This is a genomic window from Pseudomonas sp. HLS-6 TE3448, from assembly GCF_053629555.1.
Genome location: NZ_JBRJIO010000001.1, coordinates 2760658 through 2782484 on the forward strand (window position 1 = coordinate 2760658; position 21827 = coordinate 2782484).

22 protein-coding genes and 2 pseudogenes are annotated in these 21827 nt (G+C 60.5%); 12 read left to right on the forward strand and 12 right to left on the reverse strand.

Annotation, left to right across the window (positions count from 1 at the left end):
- Positions 1 to 162 precede the first annotated feature (162 nt).
- Positions 163 to 1092, forward strand: a complete 930-nt coding sequence (locus AB7M23_RS12790) for a DMT family transporter (protein ID WP_330523517.1) — start codon at positions 163 to 165, stop codon at positions 1090 to 1092.
- Here the strand turns inward: AB7M23_RS12790 and AB7M23_RS12795 are convergent.
- Positions 1040 to 2215, reverse strand: coding sequence for an MFS transporter (locus AB7M23_RS12795; RefSeq protein WP_454240981.1), 1176 nt, complete (start codon positions 2213 to 2215; stop codon positions 1040 to 1042). The two genes, AB7M23_RS12790 and AB7M23_RS12795, sit on opposite strands and share 53 nt — an antisense overlap.
- A 104-nt stretch (positions 2216 to 2319) precedes the next feature.
- Between AB7M23_RS12795 and ptrR the strand changes: the two genes are divergently transcribed.
- Positions 2320 to 3213: a putrescine utilization regulator PtrR gene (gene ptrR, locus AB7M23_RS12800; protein ID WP_102053101.1), complete on the forward strand. Its 894-nt coding sequence runs from the start codon at positions 2320 to 2322 to the stop codon at positions 3211 to 3213.
- A gap of 124 nt (positions 3214 to 3337) precedes the next feature.
- Complete coding sequence (locus AB7M23_RS12805; RefSeq protein WP_256587577.1) at positions 3338 to 3463, forward strand: PA1414 family protein; 126 nt, start codon at positions 3338 to 3340, stop codon at positions 3461 to 3463.
- 60 nt (positions 3464 to 3523) lie between these two features.
- Here the strand turns inward: AB7M23_RS12805 and AB7M23_RS12810 are convergent, their stop codons facing one another.
- Positions 3524 to 4909: a sodium:solute symporter gene (locus AB7M23_RS12810; RefSeq protein WP_454240982.1), complete on the reverse strand. Its 1386-nt coding sequence runs from the start codon at positions 4907 to 4909 to the stop codon at positions 3524 to 3526.
- A gap of 144 nt (positions 4910 to 5053) precedes the next feature.
- Positions 5054 to 6004 (reverse strand): agmatinase, encoded by a 951-nt coding sequence (gene speB / locus AB7M23_RS12815; RefSeq protein ID WP_330523521.1) that lies wholly within the window; start codon positions 6002 to 6004, stop codon positions 5054 to 5056.
- Positions 6005 to 6224: 220 nt separating this feature from the next.
- Here speB and AB7M23_RS12820 point away from each other — a divergent pair, with 220 nt between their 5' ends.
- From AB7M23_RS12820 to AB7M23_RS12835, 4 genes and pseudogenes are all read left to right on the forward strand, one after another.
- Positions 6225 to 7118 carry a LysR family transcriptional regulator gene (locus tag AB7M23_RS12820; RefSeq protein WP_065760884.1) on the forward strand — a complete coding sequence of 298 codons (894 nt, stop codon included), beginning with the start codon at positions 6225 to 6227 and terminating at the stop codon, positions 7116 to 7118.
- 142 nt (positions 7119 to 7260) lie between these two features.
- Positions 7261 to 7566 (forward strand): annotated as a pseudogene (locus AB7M23_RS12825) (PAS domain-containing protein); the annotation flags it as partial.
- A 279-nt stretch (positions 7567 to 7845) separates the two neighbouring features.
- Positions 7846 to 8820, forward strand: a pseudogene (locus AB7M23_RS12830) (methyl-accepting chemotaxis protein); the annotation flags it as partial.
- Between the two features lie 74 nt (positions 8821 to 8894).
- Positions 8895 to 9494 (forward strand): tRNA-uridine aminocarboxypropyltransferase, encoded by a 600-nt coding sequence (locus tag AB7M23_RS12835; protein ID WP_330523523.1) that lies wholly within the window; start codon positions 8895 to 8897, stop codon positions 9492 to 9494.
- Between the two features lie 44 nt (positions 9495 to 9538).
- Here the strand turns inward: AB7M23_RS12835 and AB7M23_RS12840 are convergent, their stop codons facing one another.
- On the reverse strand, positions 9539 to 9901 hold the full coding sequence (locus AB7M23_RS12840; protein WP_454240983.1) for a YbaN family protein: 363 nt from the start codon (positions 9899 to 9901) through the stop codon (positions 9539 to 9541).
- 10 nt (positions 9902 to 9911) lie between these two features.
- Positions 9912 to 10499: a UPF0149 family protein gene (locus tag AB7M23_RS12845; RefSeq protein ID WP_454240984.1), complete on the reverse strand. Its 588-nt coding sequence runs from the start codon at positions 10497 to 10499 to the stop codon at positions 9912 to 9914.
- A 246-nt stretch (positions 10500 to 10745) separates the two neighbouring features.
- Here AB7M23_RS12845 and recQ point away from each other — a divergent pair, with 246 nt between their 5' ends.
- The 3 genes from recQ to AB7M23_RS12860 all read left to right on the forward strand — a co-directional run bounded on the left by recQ (position 10746) and on the right by AB7M23_RS12860 (position 13743).
- Complete coding sequence (gene recQ / locus AB7M23_RS12850) at positions 10746 to 12878, forward strand: DNA helicase RecQ (RefSeq protein ID WP_454240985.1); 2133 nt, start codon at positions 10746 to 10748, stop codon at positions 12876 to 12878.
- Between the two features lie 120 nt (positions 12879 to 12998).
- Complete coding sequence (locus tag AB7M23_RS12855) at positions 12999 to 13433, forward strand: MarR family transcriptional regulator (RefSeq protein ID WP_065760890.1); 435 nt, start codon at positions 12999 to 13001, stop codon at positions 13431 to 13433.
- A gap of 25 nt (positions 13434 to 13458) precedes the next feature.
- Positions 13459 to 13743, forward strand: coding sequence for a SelT/SelW/SelH family protein (locus AB7M23_RS12860; RefSeq protein ID WP_099773862.1), 285 nt, complete (start codon positions 13459 to 13461; stop codon positions 13741 to 13743).
- Here AB7M23_RS12860 and AB7M23_RS12865 read toward each other — a convergent pair whose 3' ends face one another.
- The 3 genes from AB7M23_RS12865 to AB7M23_RS12875 form a co-directional block, all read right to left on the reverse strand.
- Positions 13744 to 14631 (reverse strand): DMT family transporter, encoded by an 888-nt coding sequence (locus tag AB7M23_RS12865; protein ID WP_454240986.1) that lies wholly within the window; start codon positions 14629 to 14631, stop codon positions 13744 to 13746.
- Positions 14632 to 14710: 79 nt separating this feature from the next.
- Positions 14711 to 15475 (reverse strand): AraC family transcriptional regulator, encoded by a 765-nt coding sequence (locus AB7M23_RS12870; protein ID WP_454240987.1) that lies wholly within the window; start codon positions 15473 to 15475, stop codon positions 14711 to 14713.
- A 93-nt stretch (positions 15476 to 15568) separates the two neighbouring features.
- The gene (locus AB7M23_RS12875) at positions 15569 to 15880 is read right to left on the reverse strand and encodes an Mpo1-like protein (protein ID WP_454240988.1); all 312 of its coding nucleotides are present in this window, start codon (positions 15878 to 15880) and stop codon (positions 15569 to 15571) included.
- A gap of 160 nt (positions 15881 to 16040) precedes the next feature.
- Between AB7M23_RS12875 and AB7M23_RS12880 the strand changes: the two genes are divergently transcribed.
- Positions 16041 to 17063, forward strand: a complete 1023-nt coding sequence (locus tag AB7M23_RS12880) for an AraC family transcriptional regulator (RefSeq protein ID WP_099773865.1) — start codon at positions 16041 to 16043, stop codon at positions 17061 to 17063.
- Positions 17064 to 17067: 4 nt separating this feature from the next.
- Here AB7M23_RS12880 and AB7M23_RS12885 read toward each other — a convergent pair whose 3' ends face one another.
- Positions 17068 to 18522, reverse strand: coding sequence for a TrkH family potassium uptake protein (locus tag AB7M23_RS12885; RefSeq protein WP_454240989.1), 1455 nt, complete (start codon positions 18520 to 18522; stop codon positions 17068 to 17070).
- Between the two features lie 100 nt (positions 18523 to 18622).
- On the opposite strand from AB7M23_RS12885, the gene AB7M23_RS12890 reads away from it, so the two are divergent.
- Positions 18623 to 19186: a nitroreductase family protein gene (locus AB7M23_RS12890; protein ID WP_454240990.1), complete on the forward strand. Its 564-nt coding sequence runs from the start codon at positions 18623 to 18625 to the stop codon at positions 19184 to 19186.
- A 32-nt stretch (positions 19187 to 19218) separates the two neighbouring features.
- Here the strand turns inward: AB7M23_RS12890 and AB7M23_RS12895 are convergent, their stop codons facing one another.
- From AB7M23_RS12895 to AB7M23_RS12905, 3 genes are all read right to left on the reverse strand, one after another.
- On the reverse strand, positions 19219 to 20550 hold the full coding sequence (locus tag AB7M23_RS12895) for a sensor histidine kinase (protein ID WP_454240991.1): 1332 nt from the start codon (positions 20548 to 20550) through the stop codon (positions 19219 to 19221).
- A 63-nt stretch (positions 20551 to 20613) separates the two neighbouring features.
- Complete coding sequence (locus AB7M23_RS12900) at positions 20614 to 21027, reverse strand: Spy/CpxP family protein refolding chaperone (protein WP_454240992.1); 414 nt, start codon at positions 21025 to 21027, stop codon at positions 20614 to 20616.
- 120 nt (positions 21028 to 21147) lie between these two features.
- Positions 21148 to 21825, reverse strand: coding sequence for a response regulator transcription factor (locus tag AB7M23_RS12905; protein ID WP_065760899.1), 678 nt, complete (start codon positions 21823 to 21825; stop codon positions 21148 to 21150).
- Between the last annotated feature and the right edge of the window lie 2 nt (positions 21826 to 21827).

Genomic DNA, 21827 nt, shown 5'->3' on the forward strand with positions numbered 1-21827 from the left:
GTTGAAGCAGGGCTTGCCCGTGATCCCCTCATAGGCAAGCCCCTGCACCGTTCAAATGTGGAGCGGTAGCTGGTAATGCACCTCACTACCCGTTGATAATCGGCGCTGAATTCATTGTTGCCGAGAGTTTCCCATGCTGTTTTTGCTGACGGGGTGCCTGTCATGAGCACCACCCGCCGCGCGACCGACGCGTTTGCCCTGCAAATCATGCTGGGGTTGTGCCTGATCTGGGGCATGCAGCAGGTCATGATCAAATGGGCTGCGGCCGACATCGTGCCGGTGATGCAGGCCGCCGGTCGTTCCGGTATTGCTGCGGTGCTGGTCGGGTTGCTGATCTGCTGGCGTGGTGGTTGGGAGCATGTCAGCACTACCTGGCGCGGCGGTCTGCTGGCCGGCGGGTTGTTTGGCCTGGAGTTTCTGTTTATTGCCGAAGGCCTGCAACTGACTTCGGCAGCGCATATGTCAGTGTTTCTCTATACCGCGCCGGTGTTTACCGCGCTGGGCTTGCATTGGCTGCTGCCCAGCGAGCGCCTGCGGCCATTGCAATGGCTGGGTATTGCGCTGGCCTTTGGCGGTATTGCGGTGGCATTTGCCGGTGGCGTATCGCTGGAGCATCTGGACGGGCGCATGCTGCTCGGGGATGCCTTTGGTGTGCTGGCCGGCATGGCGTGGGGCGCAACGACCGTCGTGGTGCGCGGCTCGCGGTTGTCCGAGGCCCCGGCGACACTGACGCTGTTCTACCAGTTGTTGGTGGGGTTTGTCGGGCTGCTGATGATCGCCGCGGTCAGTGGCCAGATCGGCCAGGTTACATTTACCCCGATATCGGTTGGCAGCCTGTTGTTCCAAGGCCTGGTGGTGTCGTTCTTCAGTTACTTGACCTGGTTCTGGTTGTTGCGCCGTTACCTGGCATCGAACCTGGCAGTGTTTTCCTTCATCACCCCGTTGTTCGGGGTGACGTTTGGGGTACTGCTGCTGGGCGAGCCGCTCAGTCTGAACTTCATACTTGGGGCCGTCTGCGTGCTGCTCGGGGTCACGATGGTCAGCGCAGAGCAGTGGGTACGTCGACGTTTGCGCAGCCTGCTCGGCCAGTAACGGGGGACAACAGCAGGGTGCCCGCCAGCAACAGGCCGGCGCCTGCGACTATCAACGCGGGCTCAAGGCTGGCGGCAAACTGGGTACTCAGGGCGGCCAGCAAAGGACCGCTCAGTTGACCAAGGGCAAAACAAGCGGTCAGCAGCCCCGCATTGCGTTGGGTGGCGTGTGGTGCCAGTTCCCGAGAGCGCTGCATCACCAACTGCATACAGGCCAGGAACGGCGTACCGCATAGCACCACGCCCAGCGCCAGGCCGGGGCCGTTCCCCAGCAGGCAAGCAAATACCCCGGCGGCCTGCAGCCATAGCGTTACCATCAACCAGCGTGACGTGCTGCCTTGTCCGGGGCGACGCCGACTGACCATCACCACACCCAGCGTTGCCGCCAGGCCAAAGCCGGGCCAGAAAAGGTCGGCCAGCCACTGGCCGTGGAAGTGTGTATTGGCCATTTGCGACATGAAGGTCGCCGGAATGATGTAGCCGGTGCCGTACAGCGCATAGATAACGCTCAGACGGGCAATTCCCGGTGTGCTGCCGCCCAGGCTGATCGCTGCATTTGTAGCGGTTGCGGGTTGCGGCAGCAGCGGCAGAATGGCCAGTAGCATCAGCAGGGCGGTGGCGGCATAGATCAACCACAGCGGTGCGGAACCGAGCCCCTGTAGGTTGGAATACAGGGCGAGCAAACCGGTCAGGCAGATGCCCATGCCTGGGCCTGCAAAGACCAAGGCGCCCAACTGCGTGCGGTTGCTTTGCGCGGCCAACTGCTGGCTTAAGCTGGTGATCATCACCAGCACCCAGGCACTGGCCACACCGGTACCAAAGCGCAGCAGCATATGCGCCCAGAAGCCGTTCGCCCAGAACGACGCCAGGGTCAGCAGTACACACAGCCACAGTCCGGCCAGCAAGCGCAGCCGGACCTGCCCGGGCCGGCGCGCAAACATGCCGTCCAGCGCGCCCACGAAGTAACCCAGGTAGTTGGCTGCCGCCACCACCCCGGCAGCACTGAGGCCCAACTGACCTTCGCTGATCAGGTGTGGCAGTTGTGGGGTCAGGGCAAAACGGCCAATTCCCATCGCCATCATCAAGGCGACGAAGCTGGCGAGCAGGCGCAGAGTCGGGGACATGACGGGTCTCCAATGCAAGGTTCGATGACCGTCAGGCTAGTGCGCATTGACTTTCAATAAAATTGAATAATTATGATGAACCTGTTCTTTTTTAGAGAATGACCATGGAGCTCAGTCAGCTGAGAATCTTTCAGGCGGTTGCCGAGACGGGTTCGGTTACCCGGGCTGCCGAGCAGTTGCATCGGGTGCCGTCCAACCTGTCGACGCGCCTGCGCCAACTTGAGGAGCAATTGGGCGTAGAGCTGTTTCGTCGCGAACGGCAGCGTCTGCAGTTGTCACCGGCAGGAAAGGTGTTGCTGGATTACGCCGGACGCCTGCTGGCCTTGCACGATGAGGCCTTTGCCGCAGTGCAGGGCGGCCAGCCGGCAGGGAATTTTGTGCTCGGCACCATGTACAGCACGGCTGCCATCCATTTGCCTGCCTTGCTGGCGCGTTATCATCGGGCCTACCCCGCGGTCAATTTGCAGGTGCAGGCGGCGCCCAGTGGTGAACTGCTTGAAGGCTTGCTCAGTGGGCGCCTGGATGCTGCACTGGTCGATGGTCCGTTGAGCCTGGCGGGCCTGGATGGTGTGCCGCTGTGCGATGAAACCCTGGTGTTGATCACCGAGGCCGATCATCCCCCGGTGCGCAGTGCCCGCGACGTGGCAGGGCGTGCGGTATTCACCTTTCGTCAGGGCTGTTCGTACCGGATGCGTCTTGAAGCCTGGTATGCCCACGACCATGCGGCCATGGGCCGGGTGATGGAAATTGAGTCCTACCCCAGCATGTTGGCTTGCGTTATTGGCGGCGCCGGTGTCGCACTGATGTCGCAATCCATGCTGGAGAGCTTGCCGGGGCGTGAAAGCGTGGCGGTTCACCGTTTGCAGTCACCGTTCGACGAGGCCACCACCTGGTTGATGTGGCGCAAGGGCATGCTGGGGGCGAACCTCAGTGCCTGGGTGGCGTTGCAGCAGGAAGACCGGCTTGAGCCCGTGCAATGCCGTATGGTCAGCGCTTGATTGAGGTCAAGCCGTGTTTTCTTTGTCAGATTCAGCGGTGCGCGGAGAAGGACATCGGGCTATGATCTCTATGAAGCGCCGCAGGACTTCTTTGCCGCGCCAGATAGCCCGTAAGGGGGATGTCATGAAAAATGCGCTGTATAACTGGCTACATGACCTGGCTGTTGCGCTTGGCCTGATTCCGCCACCGCTGCAACCGGTTCCGATTCCCAGTGATGAGGAGCAACGCAAACGCCAGCCGCGCAAGTAAACTGGCGCAGTATCGGCCTGAAAACCGTCGCATCATGGCGAATGCGACGGTATGTTCAGGTCAGGCCAGTTCTGCTGCTTTCACGGGCTGGCGTGACATCAGGCTGACCGCGATGAAGCTGATCAGGCCAATTGCCAGGCTGTAGTAGATGGGCGTATTGGCTTCCAGGCCATCCTTGAACATGAATACCAGTGCGGTGCCGAAACCCAGCACCATGCTGGTGATTGCGCCTGCAGTGGTCGCGCGCTTCCAGTAGATCGCGCCGATCAGCGGAATCAGCATGCCACCGACCAGCAGGTTGTAAGCCAGGGTCAGCGCGCTGATCACGTCGTTCACCACCAGTGCAATGCCCAGCACAACGATACCGGTCAGGCAGGTAAACAGACGGTTCACTCCCAGGCTCGACTGCTTGCCGCCGCGCAGCCGTGGCAGCAGGTCTTCGGTCAGCGTGGTGGAGGCTGCCAGCAGGCCAGCACTGGCGGTGGACATCATGGCAGCCAGGGCGGCAGCCATCAGCAGCCCCCGGATACCATCGGGCAGGGTGCCCTTGATCACTGCGGCGAAGGCGTTGTTGGGGTTGCTCAGGTCAGGCATCAGCACATGTGCTGCCATACCGATCAGAGCGCAGGCCAGACCATAGATCACACAGTAGATGCCAGCGGTCGTACCGGCATATTGAGCCACCTTTTCGTCGCGCGCGGTGAACACCCGTTGCCAGATGTCCTGACCGATCAGGATGCCGAAGAAGTAGATCAGGAAGTAGGTGATGATGGTGTCCCAGCCGATGGTTGTGAAACTGAAACTGAAACTGGCTTCTGGCAGTTTGTTCACCAACTCATCCCAACCCCCGACCTTGTACAGGCAAACCGGTAGCAGGATGAACATCAGGCCGACGGTCTTGATCACGAACTGGACGATGTCTGTCAGGGTCAGTGACCACATGCCACCGATGGTTGAGTAGGTCACGACCACGCCACCGCCGAGCACAATGGCCAGCCAGAACGGCAGGTCGAGCAGCACTTCCAGAACGGTGCCGATGGCCAGGACAGAGGTCACCCCAATCATCAGTGCATAAGCCAGCATGATCGCGGCACTGGCTTGACGTGCCATGGGGTTATAGCGGCGCTCAAGTACCTGGGTGACAGTGAAGATACGCAGGCGCAACAGCGGTTTGGCCAGGAACAGGTTCAGGGCGATGATGCCCATGCCCAAGGCGGCGCAAAGCCAGAAACCCGAGATACCATGGACATAGCCAAGGCGTACAGAGCCAACGGTAGACGCGCCGCCCAGTACGGTGGTGGCCATGGTGCCCATGTACAGGGTCGGGCCGAGGTTGCGGCCAGCGACAAGGTAGTCTTCATGGGTCTTGGCTCGGCGCATTCCATACCAGCCGAGCGTGAGCATGCCGGCGGCATAAATCAGCACAACGAAAATATCCAGGGCCATGGGGTGTCTCCGATTGTCTTTATTATGGTGAGATCGACCTCGCGGGCGGTCATGGCCGCCCGGGGCATTCTTCAGTACAGCGGGCCGGTCAGCGGCCGCGCTGTCATGGCTTCCTGCCGTGGCGGTTGTCCTGGAGGTGTTGCTTTAGCGGCGTGCCACGCCCGGCAATACGCACAGCATTTCGTAGAGCAGGTTGGCGCCGAGCAACGAGGTATTGCCGGTCGTGTCATAAGGCGGGGACACTTCCACCAGGTCGCAACCGATCAGGTCCAGGCCCTGGCAGCCACGAATGATCTCCATGGCCTGTATGGTGGTCAGGCCACCGATTTCTGGCGTGCCGGTACCAGGCGCCCAGGCCGGGTCGATACCGTCGATGTCAAAGCTAAGGTAGACCGGGCCGCCACCGACTTTCTCGCGCACTTCAGCCATCAGTGGCTCTAGCGACTGGTGCCAGCACTCCTCGGCTTGAACCACCCTGAAGCCCTGCTTGCGGCTCCAGTTGAAGTCTTCTGCGGTGTAGCCTTGGGCGCGCAAGCCAATCTGGACCACCCGGTCGCAGTCCAGCAGGCCTTCCTCGACTGCGCGGCGGAAGGTGGTGCCGTGGGCGATTTTTTCGCCGAACATGTGGTCATTGACGTCGGCGTGGGCATCGATATGCACCAGCCCGACCTTGCCGTGCTTTTTATGGAGGGCACGCAGGATCGGCAGGGTCACAGTGTGGTCGCCGCCCATGGTCAGTGGAATCACATCGTGTGCCAGGATCTGATCGTAGGCCTCTTCAATGATCCGCACCGCGTCGAGCAGATTGAACGTGTTGATTGCCACATCACCGATGTCGGCCACCGACAGTGAGTCGAAGGGGGCGGCACCGGTTGCCATGTTGTAAGGGCGGATCATCACCGACTCGGCACGTATCTCCCGTGGGCCGAAGCGAGTACCTGAGCGTAGCGAGGTGCCGATGTCCAGCGGAATACCGACAAACGCGGCATCCAGGCCGGCTGCGCTTTGCAGGTGGGGGAGACGGAGCATGGTGGCGATACCGCCGAAGCGCGGCATTTCGTTGCCGCCCAGCGGTTGATGAAGAATCTTGTCCACGGTCTGGCCTCATCGATTCGATAGTTTTAGTGGTTGAAACCTGTCGGGCTGAAGCGGGAAGGCAACTGAAACACCGCGCACAGGCCGGGTTGTGGCGGAGTCTGCAAAACGTAGTGGTTGAAAAGAATCGCTACAGCTAAATACTTACTTCAGATTTTTATGAACTATGCGCCCGGTGCTGGTTAGACTTTGCAGACCACCCCTCACGGATCAACCGAATATGGCCAACGCATTGCCTGACCTGAAACTGCTGCGCATCTTCGTCAGCGTCGTGCGTCATCAAGGGTTCGCCAATGCCCAGCAAGAGTTGAACCTGTCGACCTCGGCCATCAGCACCTACATGAGCCAGTTGGAATCTGCGTTAGGGATCGTGCTGTGCCATCGGGGGCGTGGTGGCTTCAGCCTGACCAGCAAGGGTGAACTGTTTCATCAGGAAACGTTGCGCTTGCTGGCGGAAATGGAAGGTTTCGAGCAGTACGCTGCAGCGCTCAAAGGCGAGTTGCGTGGCACGCTTAACCTGGGTGTGATCGATTCCACGGTAGGTGACCGGGCCTTGCCGCTGGCCGAGGCCATTGGTGCATACAGTCAGGAGCACCCGGCGGTGCATTTGCACTTGTCGGTGTCCAGCCCTTACGAGTTGCAGTTGGGCGTGCAGGACAACCGCCTGGACCTGGCGATTGGCGCGTTTTCCACGCGCATGAGTGGCTTGCTGTATCAGCCGCTGTACCGCGAGCAACACTGGTTGTACTGCAGCAATCGCCATCCGCTCTACCTGCAACGGCGTATTCCCGAGCAAGTGATTACCCAGCAGCGCATGGTCGGGCGCGGTTACTGGAGCCAGGCGGAACTTGCTCGGCATGGTTTCAAGCACAGCGCGGCAACGGTGGAGAGCATGGAGGCACAACTGATCCTGGTGTTGTCCGGTGCCTACATTGGTTATTTGCCCGAGCACTATGCACAGGCCTGGGTGGACAAGGGCGATTTGCGGGTACTGTCCCCGGCGACTTTCGGCTACCAAGCGCCATTTTCCATGATCATCCGCCGCGGGCGCAGCCGCGAACCGTTGATCCAGACCTTTCGTGATTTGCTCAAGGCACAGCTCATGCCAGCCTGAACGGTATGTCTGGAAAATATTTTTCGAAAATCGGGAAATTTCTGGGTTTTTTCGCCATCACGCCCGTAAAGGCTCTGCTAAACCTTCCTTTGCTTGATGATTTTCTATCATTTTCCTCCAAGCAGGGAACGCCCAGATGCGCATGAATTTGCCCGTAACTGAGCATGAAAGAACCTTTCCCAATGAACAGCGGCTAATCTCCACTACCGACCTGAACAGCCGCATTACCTACTGCAACGATGCCTTTATCTCGATCAGTGGTTTTACCAATGAGGAACTGGTAGGCCAGACGCACAACCTGGTACGTCATCCGGACATGCCGCCTGCGGTGTTTGCTCATATGTGGGAGACCATCAAACAGGGAAAGCCCTGGATGGGCGTGGTCAAGAACAGGGCCAAGAACGGCGATTTTTACTGGGTAAGTGCCTACGTTACAGCGATTTATGAAAATGGCCGGATCAGCGGTTATGAGTCGGTACGTTCAGTGCCGAGCCGTGAGCAGATTCGCCGCGCCTCGGCATTGTATGCGCGCTTGCGCCAAGGGCGTTCGGCGCTACCGGTCGCTGCACGGCTGGGTACCCAGTTGGCTCATGGCTGGCCATTGCTGGTTGCAGGAGGCGTGTCGGCAGCAGGGTACTTGTGGTTGCCGCAATACGCGGCGCTGGGTGTGTTGGCGGCGAGCCTGCTTGCGGCCTGGTACCTGACCGAATCGCGACAGAACCGCGCCATCAAGCGCACTTTGGCTGAGCACCCCAAAGCCTTCACCAGCCCGCTGGTTGCACTGACCTACAGTGACAATGCGGGGTTGCTGGGGCAGTTGGAGCTGGCCATTATCAGTGAGGAGGCCCGGCTGCAGACCGCGCTGACCCGGCTGGTTGATGCGGGCGTCGGGGTCAAGGCGCGGGCGGCGCAATCTTCCGATTTGTCGGGCTCCCAGGCGCAGATGCTCGATCGTCAACGCAATGAGACCGACCAGTCCGCCACGGCCATCGCGCAAATGGCTGCGACGATTCAGGAGGTGACCCACAATGTGCAGAACACGGCCATTGCCGCTTCCGATGCTGACAAGCTGACTCAGCAGGGCAGTGATCTGGCTCAGCAGAGTTTGCAAGCGATGAGCAGTATGAGCGAAGCGGTCAACAACATTGGCGTGGCAGTGCATGCCTTGGCTGACCAGACCCAGTCGATTGGCAGCGTCGTGGATGTGATCACCTCGATTGCCGAGCAGACCAACCTGCTGGCGCTGAACGCGGCCATTGAGGCCGCCAGGGCGGGGGAGCAGGGGCGGGGCTTTGCGGTCGTGGCCGATGAGGTTCGCTCGCTGGCCCAGCGTACCCGTACCTCAACCGAGGAAATCCACCAGATCATTGCCTCGCTGCGTTCCGGTGCCGAGCGCGCCGTGAGCACCGCGACCAAGGGCGAGCAGATTTCCCGTGACAGTGTGCAGCGCGTTGAGGCCGTGCAATCAGCATTGGTCGGTATTAGCCAGGCCGTGAGCCGCATTACGGGCATGAGCCAACAAATGGCCACGGCTTCCGAGCAACAAAGCCATGTGGCCGAGGACATCAATCAGCAGATTACCCGTATCGCCCAGCTCTGCGACCACAGCGCCGATCAGGCCAAGCAGGGAGCAGAGATCAGTCAGGACCTCGAACACATGGCTGATTACCTGTACAGCCTGGCAGAACGCTTCAACCGCTAGCCCCGGCTACCCACAGGGATGTGGGTAAGCTTTTCGAGCCTGTTGTGGCACACTTGTGCACTCAGGAGAAATCGATGTCCAGAATCAACTGCGAGCGCTGCCTGCGACCGCAAAACCACTGCCTTTGCCCCTTGATCCCCAGCCTTGAGAGCCGTACACGCGTCGTGCTTTTGCAGCACCCAAGTGAAGTCCGCCATGCTCTGAACACTGCTCGCCTGGCTGGCTTGGGCCTGCGCAATGCCGAGTTGCGGGTGGGCGAGGTGTTTGATGACCTGCACGATCTGATCGCGACCCCCGGTTACCGGGTTGCCGTGCTGTTCCCTGGCGATGAAGCGCAAGCGCTTGGCCCCTACAGTAACGACCAGGACTCGCGTCCCTGGTTGCTGGTAGTGCCTGACGGAACCTGGCGCAAGGCACGCAAGTTGTTGCACCTGAACCCGTTGCTGGCGGGCCTGCCGAGGGTCAGCCTGGCAACCGTTCAGCCGTCGCGTTACCGGTTGCGCAAGGCGCCGGAACCAGGCGCGTTATCGACGCTGGAGGCGGTGGTGCAGGCATTGAACGTGCTCGAGGCGCCGGACGTGTTTGACGGGTTGCTAAAGCCATTCGACGCACTGATCGAAGGGCAGATTGCGGCGATGGGCAGTGAGACCTACGCGCGTAACCATGTGCGCTGAGTGTTTGTGCAAAGCGCGGCGGCTCCCGCCAATGGCATAGGCTGTCAACGTTTAACCAGGGTTTTCTGACGCAAGATGTAGACGCTGACCAACACCGCACTGGTCAGCATGAAACCACGCGCCCACGGCAAGGGTACGAAGTAGCAGGACAGGCTGATGCTTGCCCACATCAGGCCGATGGCGTAGACCTTGCCTTTGAGGGGAATGCCTTCGCCGTTGAGGTAGTCACGAATCCACGGGCCCAGTTGGGCGTGGTTGATCAGCCAGTCGTGAAAACGGGGCGAGCTGCGCGCAAAGCAGGCTGCTGCCAGCAGCAGAAACGGGGTGGTCGGCAGTACCGGCAGGAAGATGCCGATCACCCCCAGCGCAACGCTGAGCCAGCCGATGGCCAGCAGCAGGTAACGCATCGGTAAAAACTCAGTGGTGGCGGGGTTTGAGCAGCGCTGGCTTCTCGTCTGGCGCATGGCAGAGCAGATACAGCGCAGTCAGCGCCTCGGGGATCTGCACGATCATGTCGTCCATCAGGTTGGCATCGCTGGCGATGTCGGCAAATTCAGGCTGCTCGTCGAACAGGCCGGAACCGACCATGATCGGCAGCAGCATTTCGCTGACTTCTTCTTCCGCGGTCTCGAACCAGGCTTCTTCACGCAGGAATACGCCTTCCATGAAACCGATGCACCAGCCGCGCAGCTCGGAGTCGTCCGGCTCGTCGCCAAGGTCCAGGTCGCATGGCAGCTCGAACTCCTCGTCGCTGGCCAGTTGGCGCGCGATGTGTTCCTTGAGCTTGATCAGCGTCGTTTCGATCTCGGCGCGCTGGGCGTCGTCCTTGTAATGCGGCTCTTCGGAGAACAGGGCGTCGATCCATTCACGCTCGGGCACGGCTTCGGCGCAGATCGACAGCGCGGTCAGGTAGCCGTGAGCGGCAACGTAGTCCAGCGCTTCCTCATGCAACTCGTCGGCGTCGAGGAAGGCTTGCAGGCGGTTCAATTGCTCAGCGAAGGACATTACAGGGCTACCTTGGGAATAAACGATAATGAATTCTAGCACCTTGCGGTGCAAACGATGCAAAGGAAGACGCTCTATCGTAGAGGCACCTGCGCGGGCAGGTGCTCGGGTATAATGCCCGGCTTTTGTGTCGGGAGCCCTGCGTGGCGGTCCCGGGGTAAAAGCCGCTTACGCATTTTCGGATGAGGCGGATCGGTTTTTCATCCAGCCTGTGGCGAGGATGGTTCTGCGATTTTTGGAGTTTCTATGCTCGAACAGGCTCAGCGCGTCCTCAAGGATATCTTCGGCTACGACAGTTTCCGTGGTCGCCAGGGTGCGATCATCGAATGTGTGGCCAAGGGCGGGGACGCCTTGGTGCTGATGCCTACCGGTGGTGGCAAGTCGCTCTGCTATCAGGTGCCAGGGTTGTTGCGCAATGGTCTGGCGGTGATTGTCTCGCCCCTGATTGCCCTGATGGAAGACCAGGTTGCAACCCTCGATGAGTTGGGGGTGGCAGCTGCCTCGCTGAACTCGACCCTGAGTGCCGAGCAGCAGCGCGAGCTGGCCGGGAAGATCCGGCGCGGCGAAATCAAGATGCTCTACCTGGCGCCTGAGCGTCTGGTTCAGCCGCGTATGCTGGATTTCCTGCGCGGCCTGGAGATTGCGCTGTTCGCGATTGACGAGGCGCACTGCGTTTCGCAATGGGGCCATGATTTCCGTCCGGAGTACCTGCAGTTGGGGCAATTGGCCGAACTGTTTCCGCAGGTGCCGCGTATTGCCCTTACGGCCACGGCCGACATGCGTACCCGCGAGGAAATCGTTACCCGTCTGCATTTGCAGAATGCCGAACGCTTTCTGTCGAGTTTCGATCGGCCGAACATTTTCTATCGCATTGTGCCCAAGGAACAGCCACGCAAGCAGTTGATGGCGTTCCTCGGCGAGCGCCGTGGCAACGCCGGTATTGTCTACTGCCTGTCGCGAAAGAAAGTCGACGATGTTGCAGCCTTTCTCTGTGATCAGGGCTTCCCGGCCTTGCCCTACCATGCCGGCCTTCCCGCTGAAACCCGTGCCAGCAACCAGCGGCGCTTCCTCAACGAAGAGGGCCTGATCATGGTCGCGACCATTGCGTTCGGCATGGGCATCGACAAGCCCAACGTGCGTTTTGTCGCTCACCTCGACTTGCCCAAGTCACTGGAAGCCTACTATCAGGAAACCGGTCGTGCCGGCCGTGACGGGCTGCCCGCCGATGCCTGGATGGCCTACGGCCTGCAGGACATGGTGATGCTCAAGCAGATGCTGCAAAACTCCGAGGGTGATGAGCGCCACAAGCGCATCGAGCAGCACAAGCTCGACGCCATGCTGGCCTTGTGCGAGGAAACCCGCTGTCGGCGTCAGATATTGCTGAACTACTTCGACGAAGAACTCCAGCAGCCGTGTGGTCATTGTGACAACTGCGTTGACAGCGTACAGACCTGGGACGCGACCGAGCCTGCACGCCAGGCCCTTTCGGCCATCTACCGTACGGGGCAGCGCTATGGTGTTGGCCATTTGATCGACGTATTGCTCGGTCGTGATAACGAAAAAGTGCGTAGTTTTGGCCATCAACAGTTGTCGGTATTTGGCGTCGGCAAGGCGCGCCAGGAAGGGGAGTGGCGCTCGCTGTTCCGTCAACTGGTTGCCCGAGGCCTGGCTGATATCGACCTTGAAGGGTATGGCGGCCTGCGCCTTTCCGACAGTTGCCGCCCGTTACTGCGTGGCGAGGTCAACCTGGAGCTGCGTCGAGATCTCAAACCGCAGACCAGCAAAGGCACTGGCAGCTCCGGCAGCCCGGCGAGCCAGTTGGTGCGTGGTGAAGAGCGCGAGCAATGGGAGGCCCTGCGTGCGCTGCGGCGCAAGTTGGCCGAGGAGCATGGCGTACCGCCTTACGTGATCTTCCCCGACTCGACGTTGCTCGAAATGCTGCGCAGCCAACCGAGCAGCCTGAGCGAAATGGCCCGGGTCAGTGGTGTCGGTGCGCGTAAGCTGGAGCGCTACGGTCAGGCCTTCCTTGAGGTGCTTGGTGGCGAGGCTGAAACGCCCAGGGTTGTGGTCGATCTGCGTCACGAGTTGGTAACCCTGGCCCGTGCCGGCATGACACCGATCCAGATCGCCGGCCAACTGCAATGCAGTGAAAAAAACGTCTACAGCCTGCTGGCCGAAGCCATTGGTCGTCAGGAACTGTCACTGGAGCAGGCGCTGGACTTGCCGGAAGACCTGTTGCTTGAGCTTCAGGACGCGTTCCTTGATGGCGAGGGGGAGTTGCCGCCAGTTTCGGCGATTGCCGGGCAGTTCGGGGCGCGGGTGCCCGAAGGGGTGTTGTACTGCGTTCGGGCTGCCCTGGCCGCTGAATTTGAGATGTAAAACACCGCTAGTGTCATCATTTATAACGATTGTTGGACAAAATGCCTGGTGTCAGAGCCTTGCCTAAGGGGCTCGGTCATGGTTAGCTGACTAATAATTGTTTTTGATGATGAGTGTGTTATGCCGTTGACCGATCACCACCGCTTTGGGATGCAGCTGGCGCAGATGTCCCGTGGCTGGCGCGCCGAACTGGATCGCCGCCTGGCCGGATTGAACCTTTCGCAAGCGCGTTGGCTGGTGCTGCTGCACCTGGCCCGTTTCGAAGAGGCGCCTACTCAACGCGAACTTGCGCAGAGTGTTGGCGTCGAGGGACCGACCCTGGCCCGTTTGCTCGATAGCCTGGAGGCCCAGGGCCTGGTGCGTCGTCAGGCAGTCCTGGAGGATCGCCGGGCGAAGAAAATTTTGCTCTGCCCTCCCGCCAAACCTCTGATCGAACAGATCGAAACCATCGCCAATGCCTTGCGTGCCGAGCTGTTCACGGGGGTCGATGAAGAGGAGTTGAGCATCTGCATGCGTGTGCATGCACGCATTCTGGCAAACCTGGAGAAGTCCTAGTCATCGGTCAGGAGACAGTACCCGCATGACCCTGCACAAGCCTGAAATCGTCATCACCTATTGCACTCAGTGCCAGTGGCTGCTTCGTGCTGCCTGGCTGGCTCAGGAACTGCTCAGTACCTTTAGCGATGACCTGTCGCGGGTGGCGCTTGAGCCGGCCACGGGAGGCGCCTTTCGCATCACCTGCGACGGTGTGCAGATCTGGGAGCGCAAGGCCGATGGCGGTTTCCCTGAGGCCAAAGTGCTCAAGCAGCGTGTACGCGACCAGATCGATCCGCAGCGCGACCTGGGTCACAACGACCGGCCTTGATCAGGCGCTCTCGGCGGCCTTGAGCTTCTTGCCTTGGCGGCCTGTGGCCATGCGACTGGATACGACAATGGCCAGAATGATCAGCACACCGCCCATGAGCATGCGCGGTGTGGGCGTCTCTGCGAAAATCACCCAGGCCATGGCAATGCCGTAGACCGGCTCCATGGCAAAAACCACCGCCGCAGTGCGTGCCTTGATGACCGCGAGGCTGGCGACGAACAGGCTGTGGGCAACGCCTGTGCAGAACACCCCGAGCAGACCAATCCACAGCCAGTCCAGTGCAGGTACCGCGCTGATCTCCGGCGCCGCCATGGGCAGCAGGCACAGGGCGACCACGGCGTTTTGGCAGAGGGCAGCCTGGACTGCCGGGACGCGTCCGGAATTGGCGCGGTTGATCAGCGACAGCAATGAAAACAGCAGCCCGGAAAGTAACGCCCACAGCAGGCCGCCGGTGGCTTCGCTGGCGAGGTTGAAGTCGGGGGTGACCAGAATCAGGCCAAGGCTGACCAGCGCTACCAAAAGTACCTCGTTGCCACGGATGCGTTCGCGAAACAGCAGGCCTTCAAGGATGATGGTAAAGGCCGGAAAGCTGGCAAAGCCCAAGGTGGCGATCGCGACGCCCGCGACCTTTACGGCAATGAAGAAGCTGACCCAGTGCCCCGCCAGCAGTACTCCGCCGAGCGTGAGGCGTTGCCAGTCCTGATTGCGCAAGCGGATCCAGCCTTGCCCGGCGAGGGCTGCGAACGCAGCCAGTGCCGCTACCGCGAACACCGCTCGACCAAAGACGATGATCGACGGTGCGGCGCTGGCAAGCTTGCCAAACACGCCAGTCAGGCCGAAAAACAGCGCGCCAATATGCAAGGCGCCCAGGGCGGTGCGGTGATTCATGGAGGTCCTTGTTGTTTGAGTGAGGCAGCCTGCTCAGTGTAAAAGTCGGTTGTGCTGCCTGTCTGTCGCGATCCTCGCGTCAGTTGTCGCCGGGCTCTCGGCGCAATGCGCCAGGCGTGCAACCAAATACCTTGAGTACGGCGGCAGCGAATGCGCTTTGCGAACTGTAACCAACGCGACAGGCAATCTCACCGATAGGCAGCGTTGTGCTTCTCAGTAGATGGCGAGCCTTTATCAGGCGGCGCTGGCGAATATAGTCCATCGGGGGCGTGGCGCACTCGGCCATGAATCGTGCGTGCAGTCGCGCACTGGACAACCCGGCGAGCCTTGCCAAGTCGGCTACCTGAAGCGGGTAGGCAGCATACTGCTCAATGTGGGCATCGAAGGCTGCGTAGGGCAGCAGGCGCTCAGGCACATGCGTTGTTGCGGCGTCACTGAGACTGGCCAATAGCAAGACAGCACCCTGCTGGGCAATCACCGGGTCGTTCACCGGGCTTGCTGCCAGCCAGTCGACCAGTTGCTGCTGGCGGCTGTTCAGGTTGATTGCGCCGGGGTGATCCAGCAGGCGTTGGCTGGCTTCGGCGTGCTCGCCAAGGCGTTTCCCCAACCATTGACCCACCGGCACATCCAGTACAAGGCAGTGACTGCCCTGGGGGCTGCCACAGGTGTGATGTGCGCCAGAGGGCACCACCATTAACCCCTGACGCTCGATTTGCCCTGCGTGTCCCTCGACTTCGAAGTCCAGGCGGCCGCGCAGACCGAACACCAGTTGTGGGTGCCCATGGCTGTGGGCAATCAGGTCATGATTGTAGTGACGCAGCGTAAATATCGAGCCGGCGCTCATCAATGCTTCCTCGAAGTGCAGCAGCGCAGTTTACATCTCTTGGTGGCTGGCACGCTTTTCAGCAGCACAATCGAGTTTGCCGGGAACACCGGGCTAGAAAGTGATCTTGCCACGCAGCATGTCGCGGTACATCGCGAAATCGCCAATCAAGCTGTAGAACGGGTGGCTGAACGTGGCCGGACGGTTTTTTTCAAAAAAGAAATGCCCGACCCATGCGAATCCGTAACCTGCAACAGGTAGCGTCAGCAGCAGCGCCCAGTTGCCAGTGGCCACCGTGTAGGCTGCCAGCGCGATGACCAGGCTGGTGCCGATAAAGTGCAGGCGGCGACAGACAGTGTTGCTATGCTCCCCCAGATAGTAGGGGTAGAACTCGGCAAAACTGCTGAAATGCTGAGGGCTGTTCACGATAACGCTTCCTTGGTTTATCGGATATGGCCACGGTACACGACGTGGAGCCTGAATTGAGTCTAGAGTCATTAGCTACATCAGCCAGTGACAATAGGCGCCGTTTTAGTATCCTTCTGGTTCACCGCATCGCGGTATGTGAACTTAAAAGAAGCCAGCCATGAGCGTAAGAACCACTTCAGCAAGCTGGGCAACGGGAATCGTCAAGGCACTTGAGTTGGAAGGGCTCGATTGTCGTGCCATGTTTGCCCAGCTTGGTCTGGATTTTGCGGCGTTGGATGACCCCGACGCGCGCTTTCCACAGGACTCCATGACCCGCCTTTGGCAGTTGGCAGTGGAGCTGTCCGGCAATCAGGCGATTGGCCTGAACCTGGCCCGTGTGGTGCGCCCGGCTTCCTTTCACGTCGTCGGCTATGCGTTGATGTCCAGTCGAACCCTGGCGGAGGGGTTCGAGCGTCTGGTGCGTTATCAACGAATCATTGCTGAAAGCTCCGATCTGGCGTTTCGCCTGGAGCCTGAGGGGTATGCATTGGTGCTGACAGTGCATGGTGATCACCTGCCGCCGACCCGGCATAGCGCCGAAGCCTCGTTGGCGTGTGCGTTGTCGCTGTCCAGTTGGCTCAGCGGTCGTCCTATCCAGTTACGGCGGGTGTTGATCCATGGGCCCGAGCCTGTCGATCAGGAGCCCTATCGCCAGGCCTTCCAGGCCCCGCTAGTGTTTGGTGCCGAGCACAATGCGTTGATTTTCGAGCGCAAAGACATGGAAGCGCCATTGCCCACCGCCAACGAGGCCATGGCTGCCTTGCATGATCGTTTCGCGGGTGAGTACCTGGCGCGGTTTTCCGAGAGCCGCGTAACGCATCGGGCCCGTCAGGTGCTATGCCGGATGTTGCCTCAGGGCGAGCCGAAACGGGAGATGGTTGCCCAGGCGCTTCACCTGTCCCAGCGCACCTTGCAGCGACGATTGCAGGAAGAAGGCACCAGCTTCCAGGCCTTGCTCGATGACACCCGCCGTGAGTTGGCTGAGCAGTACCTCGCCCAGCCGGGCATGACGTTGCTAGAAGCGGCCTATCTGCTGGGGTTTGCTGACCCGAGCAACTTTTTTCGGGCTTTCCGCCGCTGGTTTGATGAGACGCCCGGAGAGTATCGGGCCCGCCTGAGTGGGTGTGTGCCGAGCGCTTAGCGGGTCAATGACGCCAGAACGCTGGCATGCACAGCACCAGCACCGTGATGATTTCCAGACGGCCGAGCAGCATGCCGCCCGCCAGAATCCATTTCGCAGCATCCGGAAGGCTGGAGAAGTTGCCGGAAGGGCCGATGGTCTCGCCCAGTCCCGGCCCAACGCCTGAAACGGTGGCTGCTGCACCGGTCAGAGCGGTCATCCACTCTACGCCCAGCAACGACAAGGCCAAGGCAATGACACAGATCGTGGTGGCGAAGAAGAACGAAAAGGTCAGAATCGAGCGCACGATCTCTTCGTCGAGACGATGCCCGTTGTACTTCTGTTTGATCACCGCGCGGGGGTGGATCAGTTGATTCAGGTTGGCCTTGAGCAGGGTATAGGCGACCTGAAAGCGGAAGATCTTGATCCCGCCAGCGGTCGAGCCTGAGCAGCCGCCGATAAAGCCGAGGTAGAAAAACAGCATCAGCGAGAAGTTGCCCCAGAGGCTGTAGTCGCCCAAGGCAAAACCAGTGGTGGTCACCACGGATGTCACGTTCAGCGCTACATGGCGCAGGGCTTCGAGCCAGTGAAGACTGGTCGTGGCCCAGTACCAGGTGCCGAGCACTGCCCAGGTGACCAGCAACAAGCCGAGCAACCCGCGAACCTGATGATCTCTGAACAGTGCTTTGCGGTTACCGCGCAGCGTTGCGACATACAGGGTGAAGGGCAGGCTGCCGAGGATCATCACCACCACGGCAACCCAATGCACGGCGGGTATGTCCCACTTGGCAAGAGACTGGTCGGAGGTTGAGAAGCCTCCGGTGGAAATGGCCGACATGGCGTGGTTGATGGCGTCGAACGGGTTCATGCCGGCGAGCCAGAACGCCAGGGCGCCGAGTGTGGTGAAACCGACGTAAACCATGACAATCGACTTGGCGACCATGTGTGAGCGCGGCATGACCTTTTCCGAGCGGTCCGACGACTCGGTCTGGAACAGGCGCATACCACCGATACGCAGCAACGGGAGAATCGCCACAGCCATTGCGATGAAGCCGATACCGCCAAGCCAGTGCAGCAGCGAGCGCCAGATCAAAATGCCTGGCGACATGGTGTCCAGGCCGCTGAGTACGGTGGCACCGGTGGCAGTGATGCCCGACATGCTTTCGAAAAATGCGTCGGTGTAGCTGATGTGCTGGGTCAGCAGAAAGGGCAATGCAGCAAAGATACACACCACCAGCCAACTGCTGACGGTAAGCAGGTACATGTCCCGTGGGCGCAGTTGCACGTGCTCCGGACGTCCGGGAACGACCAGTGCCAGACCGGCTAGAAAGGTGATCAGGCTGGCCCAGAGGAATGAGGTCAGGTCGCCGGTGCGCTCGAAAAGCACCAGGGTGGCCATGGGCACGACCATGCTGATTGCCAGGGTAATCAGGAAGATGCCGATAATGAAACCAATGATCCTTAAGGTCGGCAACGCCATGTGATCTGCTCTGACTCGATGCGGAAAGGCGCCATTCTACCTATGGACCTTTTTATGTAAACGCTAGAATAGCCTCACATTTAATTACAGGGGGTAGCCGATGGAGGCTCTCGACGCATTGCTCAACCGTGTTTCCGTTCCACGCCTGGTGGAGCCGGCACCGAATGCTGCACAGCGTGAGGCGCTGTTTCAGGCAGCCTTGCGTGCCCCCGATCACGGTCAACTGCGGCCATGGCGATTTCTCACCGTCGAAGGCGCGGCTCGCGAACAACTGGGGCAGCTGTTGGTCGAGGCGACCGAGCTCAAGGGTGATACGACCCAGGCGACGCTGGACAAAGCCCGTGCCATGCCCTTGCGGGCGCCACTGCTGATCGTGGTCATTGCCCGTTTGCAGGACCACTTCAAGGTGCCCAAGTCGGAGCAGCGTCTGGCCGCAGGATGCGCGGCGCACGGCATTCTGCTGGCGGCTTATGCCCAGGGGATTGGCGCGGTGTGGCGTACCGGTGATCTGTCCTACAGCGCCCATGTGGCCAAGGGGCTGGGCTTGGCCGAAGGGGAGGAGGTTCTTGGCTTCCTGTACCTGGGCACGCCTCAGAACGAACCCCGTACAGCGCCGATACTGGCCACCGAGGACTTCGTCAGCGCCTGGTCGATGCCGGGCTAAGTCGTTCTGTGCTGCACAGTCACCCGATGAGGTTACTGTGCAGCACCTTGCGACGGTAACGTCAGGGTCGCTACAAACCCGCCTTGCGGATGATTGCCCAGTGTGAGGCTACCGCCATGACGTTCCACTGCTCGCCGTGCAATGGCTAGCCCCAGGCCATGACCTGCTGCGCTTTGCCCTGGGGCTCGGAAGAATGGTTTACCCAGTTGCTCCAGGTGTTCGCCGGCTACACCTTGGCCATGGTCACGCACGCTGATAACGACCCGTTCACTGTCACCAGTGGCCTTGAGCTCAATAGGCTGCCCGGGCGGGTTGAAGCGTTGGGCATTGCGCAACAGATTGTCCAGCGCACGCTCCAGCAGTGTCGGCCAGCCTTGAAGGGTCAGCCCGGGCTCACTGTCCAGGTGTATGTCCTGCTCTGGTGCATTGAGCAGTGCATCCTTCTGTACGTTCAGCAGCAGCGCCGAGAGGTCAATCGGCTCGGCTTTGGCCTGTTCGGCATCGACACGGGCCAATGCCAGGATTTCACTGATCAGGGCTTCCAGTCGGTCGCATTCACGGGTCAGTCGGGGCCATAGCGCTTCGCGTTGTTCCGGCCCGGCGCGCTCCGCAAGGGCCAGAGCGATGCGCAGGCGTGCCAGTGGCGAGCGCAGCTCGTGCGACACATCGCGCAGTAGTTGGCGCTGGCTGCCTATCAGGCTTTGCAGGCGTGCGCCCATGCGGTTGAAGTCGTTGGCCAGTACGCCAAACTCGTCACGTCGGCTGGCCAGTCGAGCCAGGCTGTTCTGTTGGTAGGTGGTTTGCCCCAGGTCATGCACTGCGCCGCGCAGCCTGCCCAGTGGGCGAGTGATCGACAGGGTCACCAACAGGCTGAACAGGGTCAGCACGACCAGTGCGATGCCCAATGCGCTCAATGGCCAGAGCAGGCTTTCGCGGTGCCAGGCGTCGAGTTCCGGGTGTGGGATGCGGTAGATCAGCAGGTAGGTGTCGCCCGTGTCGGGGCTGGTGTACTCCTCTGTGAGGCGACGCCAGGGTAGTTGCCGTTCATCATTGTGGCGGCGAGCCTCAAAGGCGGCGGCGCGGCGCGGGAAGGTTCCGGGGACGACAGCATCTCCGCCGTCGTTCAGCACCTGGACGTCGATGTGATATTGCCGTTTTCGCTGTTCCAGCAGGTCCTGAGCGACTTCCGGGCCGTCCCGCTCATAGCGTTCGGTCCAGTTTTTGGCCAGTGTGTTCAGCCCAGGATGACGGCTGAGAATCCAGGTGTCCTGGTTCAGCATGTGGCCCAACAGGATCGACAGGCCGGCAACCAGCGTGATGGCCAGCCAAAAACTGGCAAGGATGCGCCAGAACAATGAACGCAAAGGAGGCACCTCTAACGGAAAATGCCCGGTGTGCGGTGGCAGACCGGGCAGTTGTGGCACAGCTTACTGGGCCTTGTTGGCTTTTTCAGCTTTCCAGGCTTTGAACTCGTTCCACTCGGCGCGGCGCTCAGCCTCTTTCTTCTTCATTTCGTCGAACTGCTTTTGCTGGTCGGGTTTGAGCAGTGCACGAATGTCGGCCTGGGTTTTATCTTCCTTGGCCTTCAACTCGTCTTTCATGGCTTTTTGATCGGCTGCCGGGAGTTTTTCCAGGTAGCGCTGGGTGATTTCGCGACGCTCTTTCATTTGTTCGCCCATCAGCTTGCGGACCTGTTGGCGTTGCTCGTGGGTCAGGTCCAGTTGGGCAAAGGGCGCGCCGCCGCGGTGGTGTTCGCCTTGGTGCGGGCCGCCCTCGGGCATGGCCATGGCGACCGTTGGCAGGGTCGCGGCGAGCATCAGGGCGATCAGGGTCTTGCGCATGGTGAGTCTCCTTGTCTGAAGCCGGTAGTGGCCGGATGTGCTCAGTGTAGGGAGATCAAGGTCAGCGGCGGTCAGGCAAGCGTAAAGCTTGGGTAAAGAGTCGCTGGTGTCGGCCTGACATTAGAGGCTGTAGTAATAGCCTCGGCTACGCAGCGCGACAATTCGCGGGCGGCCATCCGGGTGTGGGCCCAGCTTTTTGCGCAGGTTGCTGACGTGCATGTCCAGGCTGCGGTCGTAGAGCGTAAGTTTTCGTCCGAGGGCGATCTGTGCAAGCTCCTGTTTTTCCAGCGGCTCGCCGGGCTGACGCAGCAGGGCTTCGAGAATGCGGCTTTCGGAGAGGGTCAGGGTTTGCTCATGTTCGTCGATGCTGATGACGCCACGGGCCGGGCTGAAGCTCAGGTCACCGATTTCCAGCTGGCTGGGTGGCGCTGCCGGGTGGCTGCGTCGCAGCACGGCGCGCAGGCGCGCAGTCAGTTCTCGAGGGTCACAGGGTTTGGCGAGGTAGTCGTCGGCGCCCAGCTCCAGGCCGAGAATGCGGTCGAGTGGCTCGCCGCGAGCTGACAGCATCACCACAGGCAGCTCGGCATGCTCGCTGCGCAGTTGCTTGAGCACTTCAAGGCCACTGCCGTCGGGCAGCATCACGTCCAGTACCACTGCGGCTGGCGCGTACTCGGCCAAGGCCTTGCGCGCACTCTGGCCATCGTGGCAAGCACGCACCTGAAAGCCTTCCTGGGTCAGCCAACTGCTCAGCAGTTCGCAGAGCTCCTCGTCATCATCGATCAGTAACAGCTCGCTCATGT

Bases quoted from the DNA above. Each gene is read 5' to 3' on its own strand.
- AB7M23_RS12900 (WP_454240992.1), bottom strand. From the start codon at position 21,027: ATGCGCAAGACCCTGATCGCCCTGATGCTCGCCGCGACCCTGCCAACG.
- recQ (WP_454240985.1), top strand. From the start codon at position 10,746: ATGCTCGAACAGGCTCAGCGCGTCCTCAAGGATATCTTCGGCTACGAC.
- AB7M23_RS12885 (WP_454240989.1), bottom strand. From the start codon at position 18,522: ATGGCGTTGCCGACCTTAAGGATCATTGGTTTCATTATCGGCATCTTC.
- AB7M23_RS12795 (WP_454240981.1), bottom strand. From the start codon at position 2,215: ATGTCCCCGACTCTGCGCCTGCTCGCCAGCTTCGTCGCCTTGATGATG.
- ptrR (WP_102053101.1), top strand. From the start codon at position 2,320: ATGGAGCTCAGTCAGCTGAGAATCTTTCAGGCGGTTGCCGAGACGGGT.
- AB7M23_RS12865 (WP_454240986.1), bottom strand. From the start codon at position 14,631: ATGAATCACCGCACCGCCCTGGGCGCCTTGCATATTGGCGCGCTGTTT.
- AB7M23_RS12905 (WP_065760899.1), bottom strand. From the start codon at position 21,825: ATGAGCGAGCTGTTACTGATCGATGATGACGAGGAGCTCTGCGAACTG.
- AB7M23_RS12860 (WP_099773862.1), top strand. From the start codon at position 13,459: ATGACCCTGCACAAGCCTGAAATCGTCATCACCTATTGCACTCAGTGC.
- AB7M23_RS12870 (WP_454240987.1), bottom strand. From the start codon at position 15,475: ATGAGCGCCGGCTCGATATTTACGCTGCGTCACTACAATCATGACCTG.
- AB7M23_RS12845 (WP_454240984.1), bottom strand. From the start codon at position 10,499: ATGTCCTTCGCTGAGCAATTGAACCGCCTGCAAGCCTTCCTCGACGCC.
- AB7M23_RS12880 (WP_099773865.1), top strand. From the start codon at position 16,041: ATGAGCGTAAGAACCACTTCAGCAAGCTGGGCAACGGGAATCGTCAAG.
- AB7M23_RS12820 (WP_065760884.1), top strand. From the start codon at position 6,225: ATGGCCAACGCATTGCCTGACCTGAAACTGCTGCGCATCTTCGTCAGC.
- AB7M23_RS12810 (WP_454240982.1), bottom strand. From the start codon at position 4,909: ATGGCCCTGGATATTTTCGTTGTGCTGATTTATGCCGCCGGCATGCTC.
- AB7M23_RS12855 (WP_065760890.1), top strand. From the start codon at position 12,999: ATGCCGTTGACCGATCACCACCGCTTTGGGATGCAGCTGGCGCAGATG.
- AB7M23_RS12890 (WP_454240990.1), top strand. From the start codon at position 18,623: ATGGAGGCTCTCGACGCATTGCTCAACCGTGTTTCCGTTCCACGCCTG.
- AB7M23_RS12805 (WP_256587577.1), top strand. From the start codon at position 3,338: ATGAAAAATGCGCTGTATAACTGGCTACATGACCTGGCTGTTGCGCTT.
- AB7M23_RS12840 (WP_454240983.1), bottom strand. From the start codon at position 9,901: ATGCGTTACCTGCTGCTGGCCATCGGCTGGCTCAGCGTTGCGCTGGGG.
- AB7M23_RS12790 (WP_330523517.1), top strand. From the start codon at position 163: ATGAGCACCACCCGCCGCGCGACCGACGCGTTTGCCCTGCAAATCATG.
- AB7M23_RS12835 (WP_330523523.1), top strand. From the start codon at position 8,895: ATGTCCAGAATCAACTGCGAGCGCTGCCTGCGACCGCAAAACCACTGC.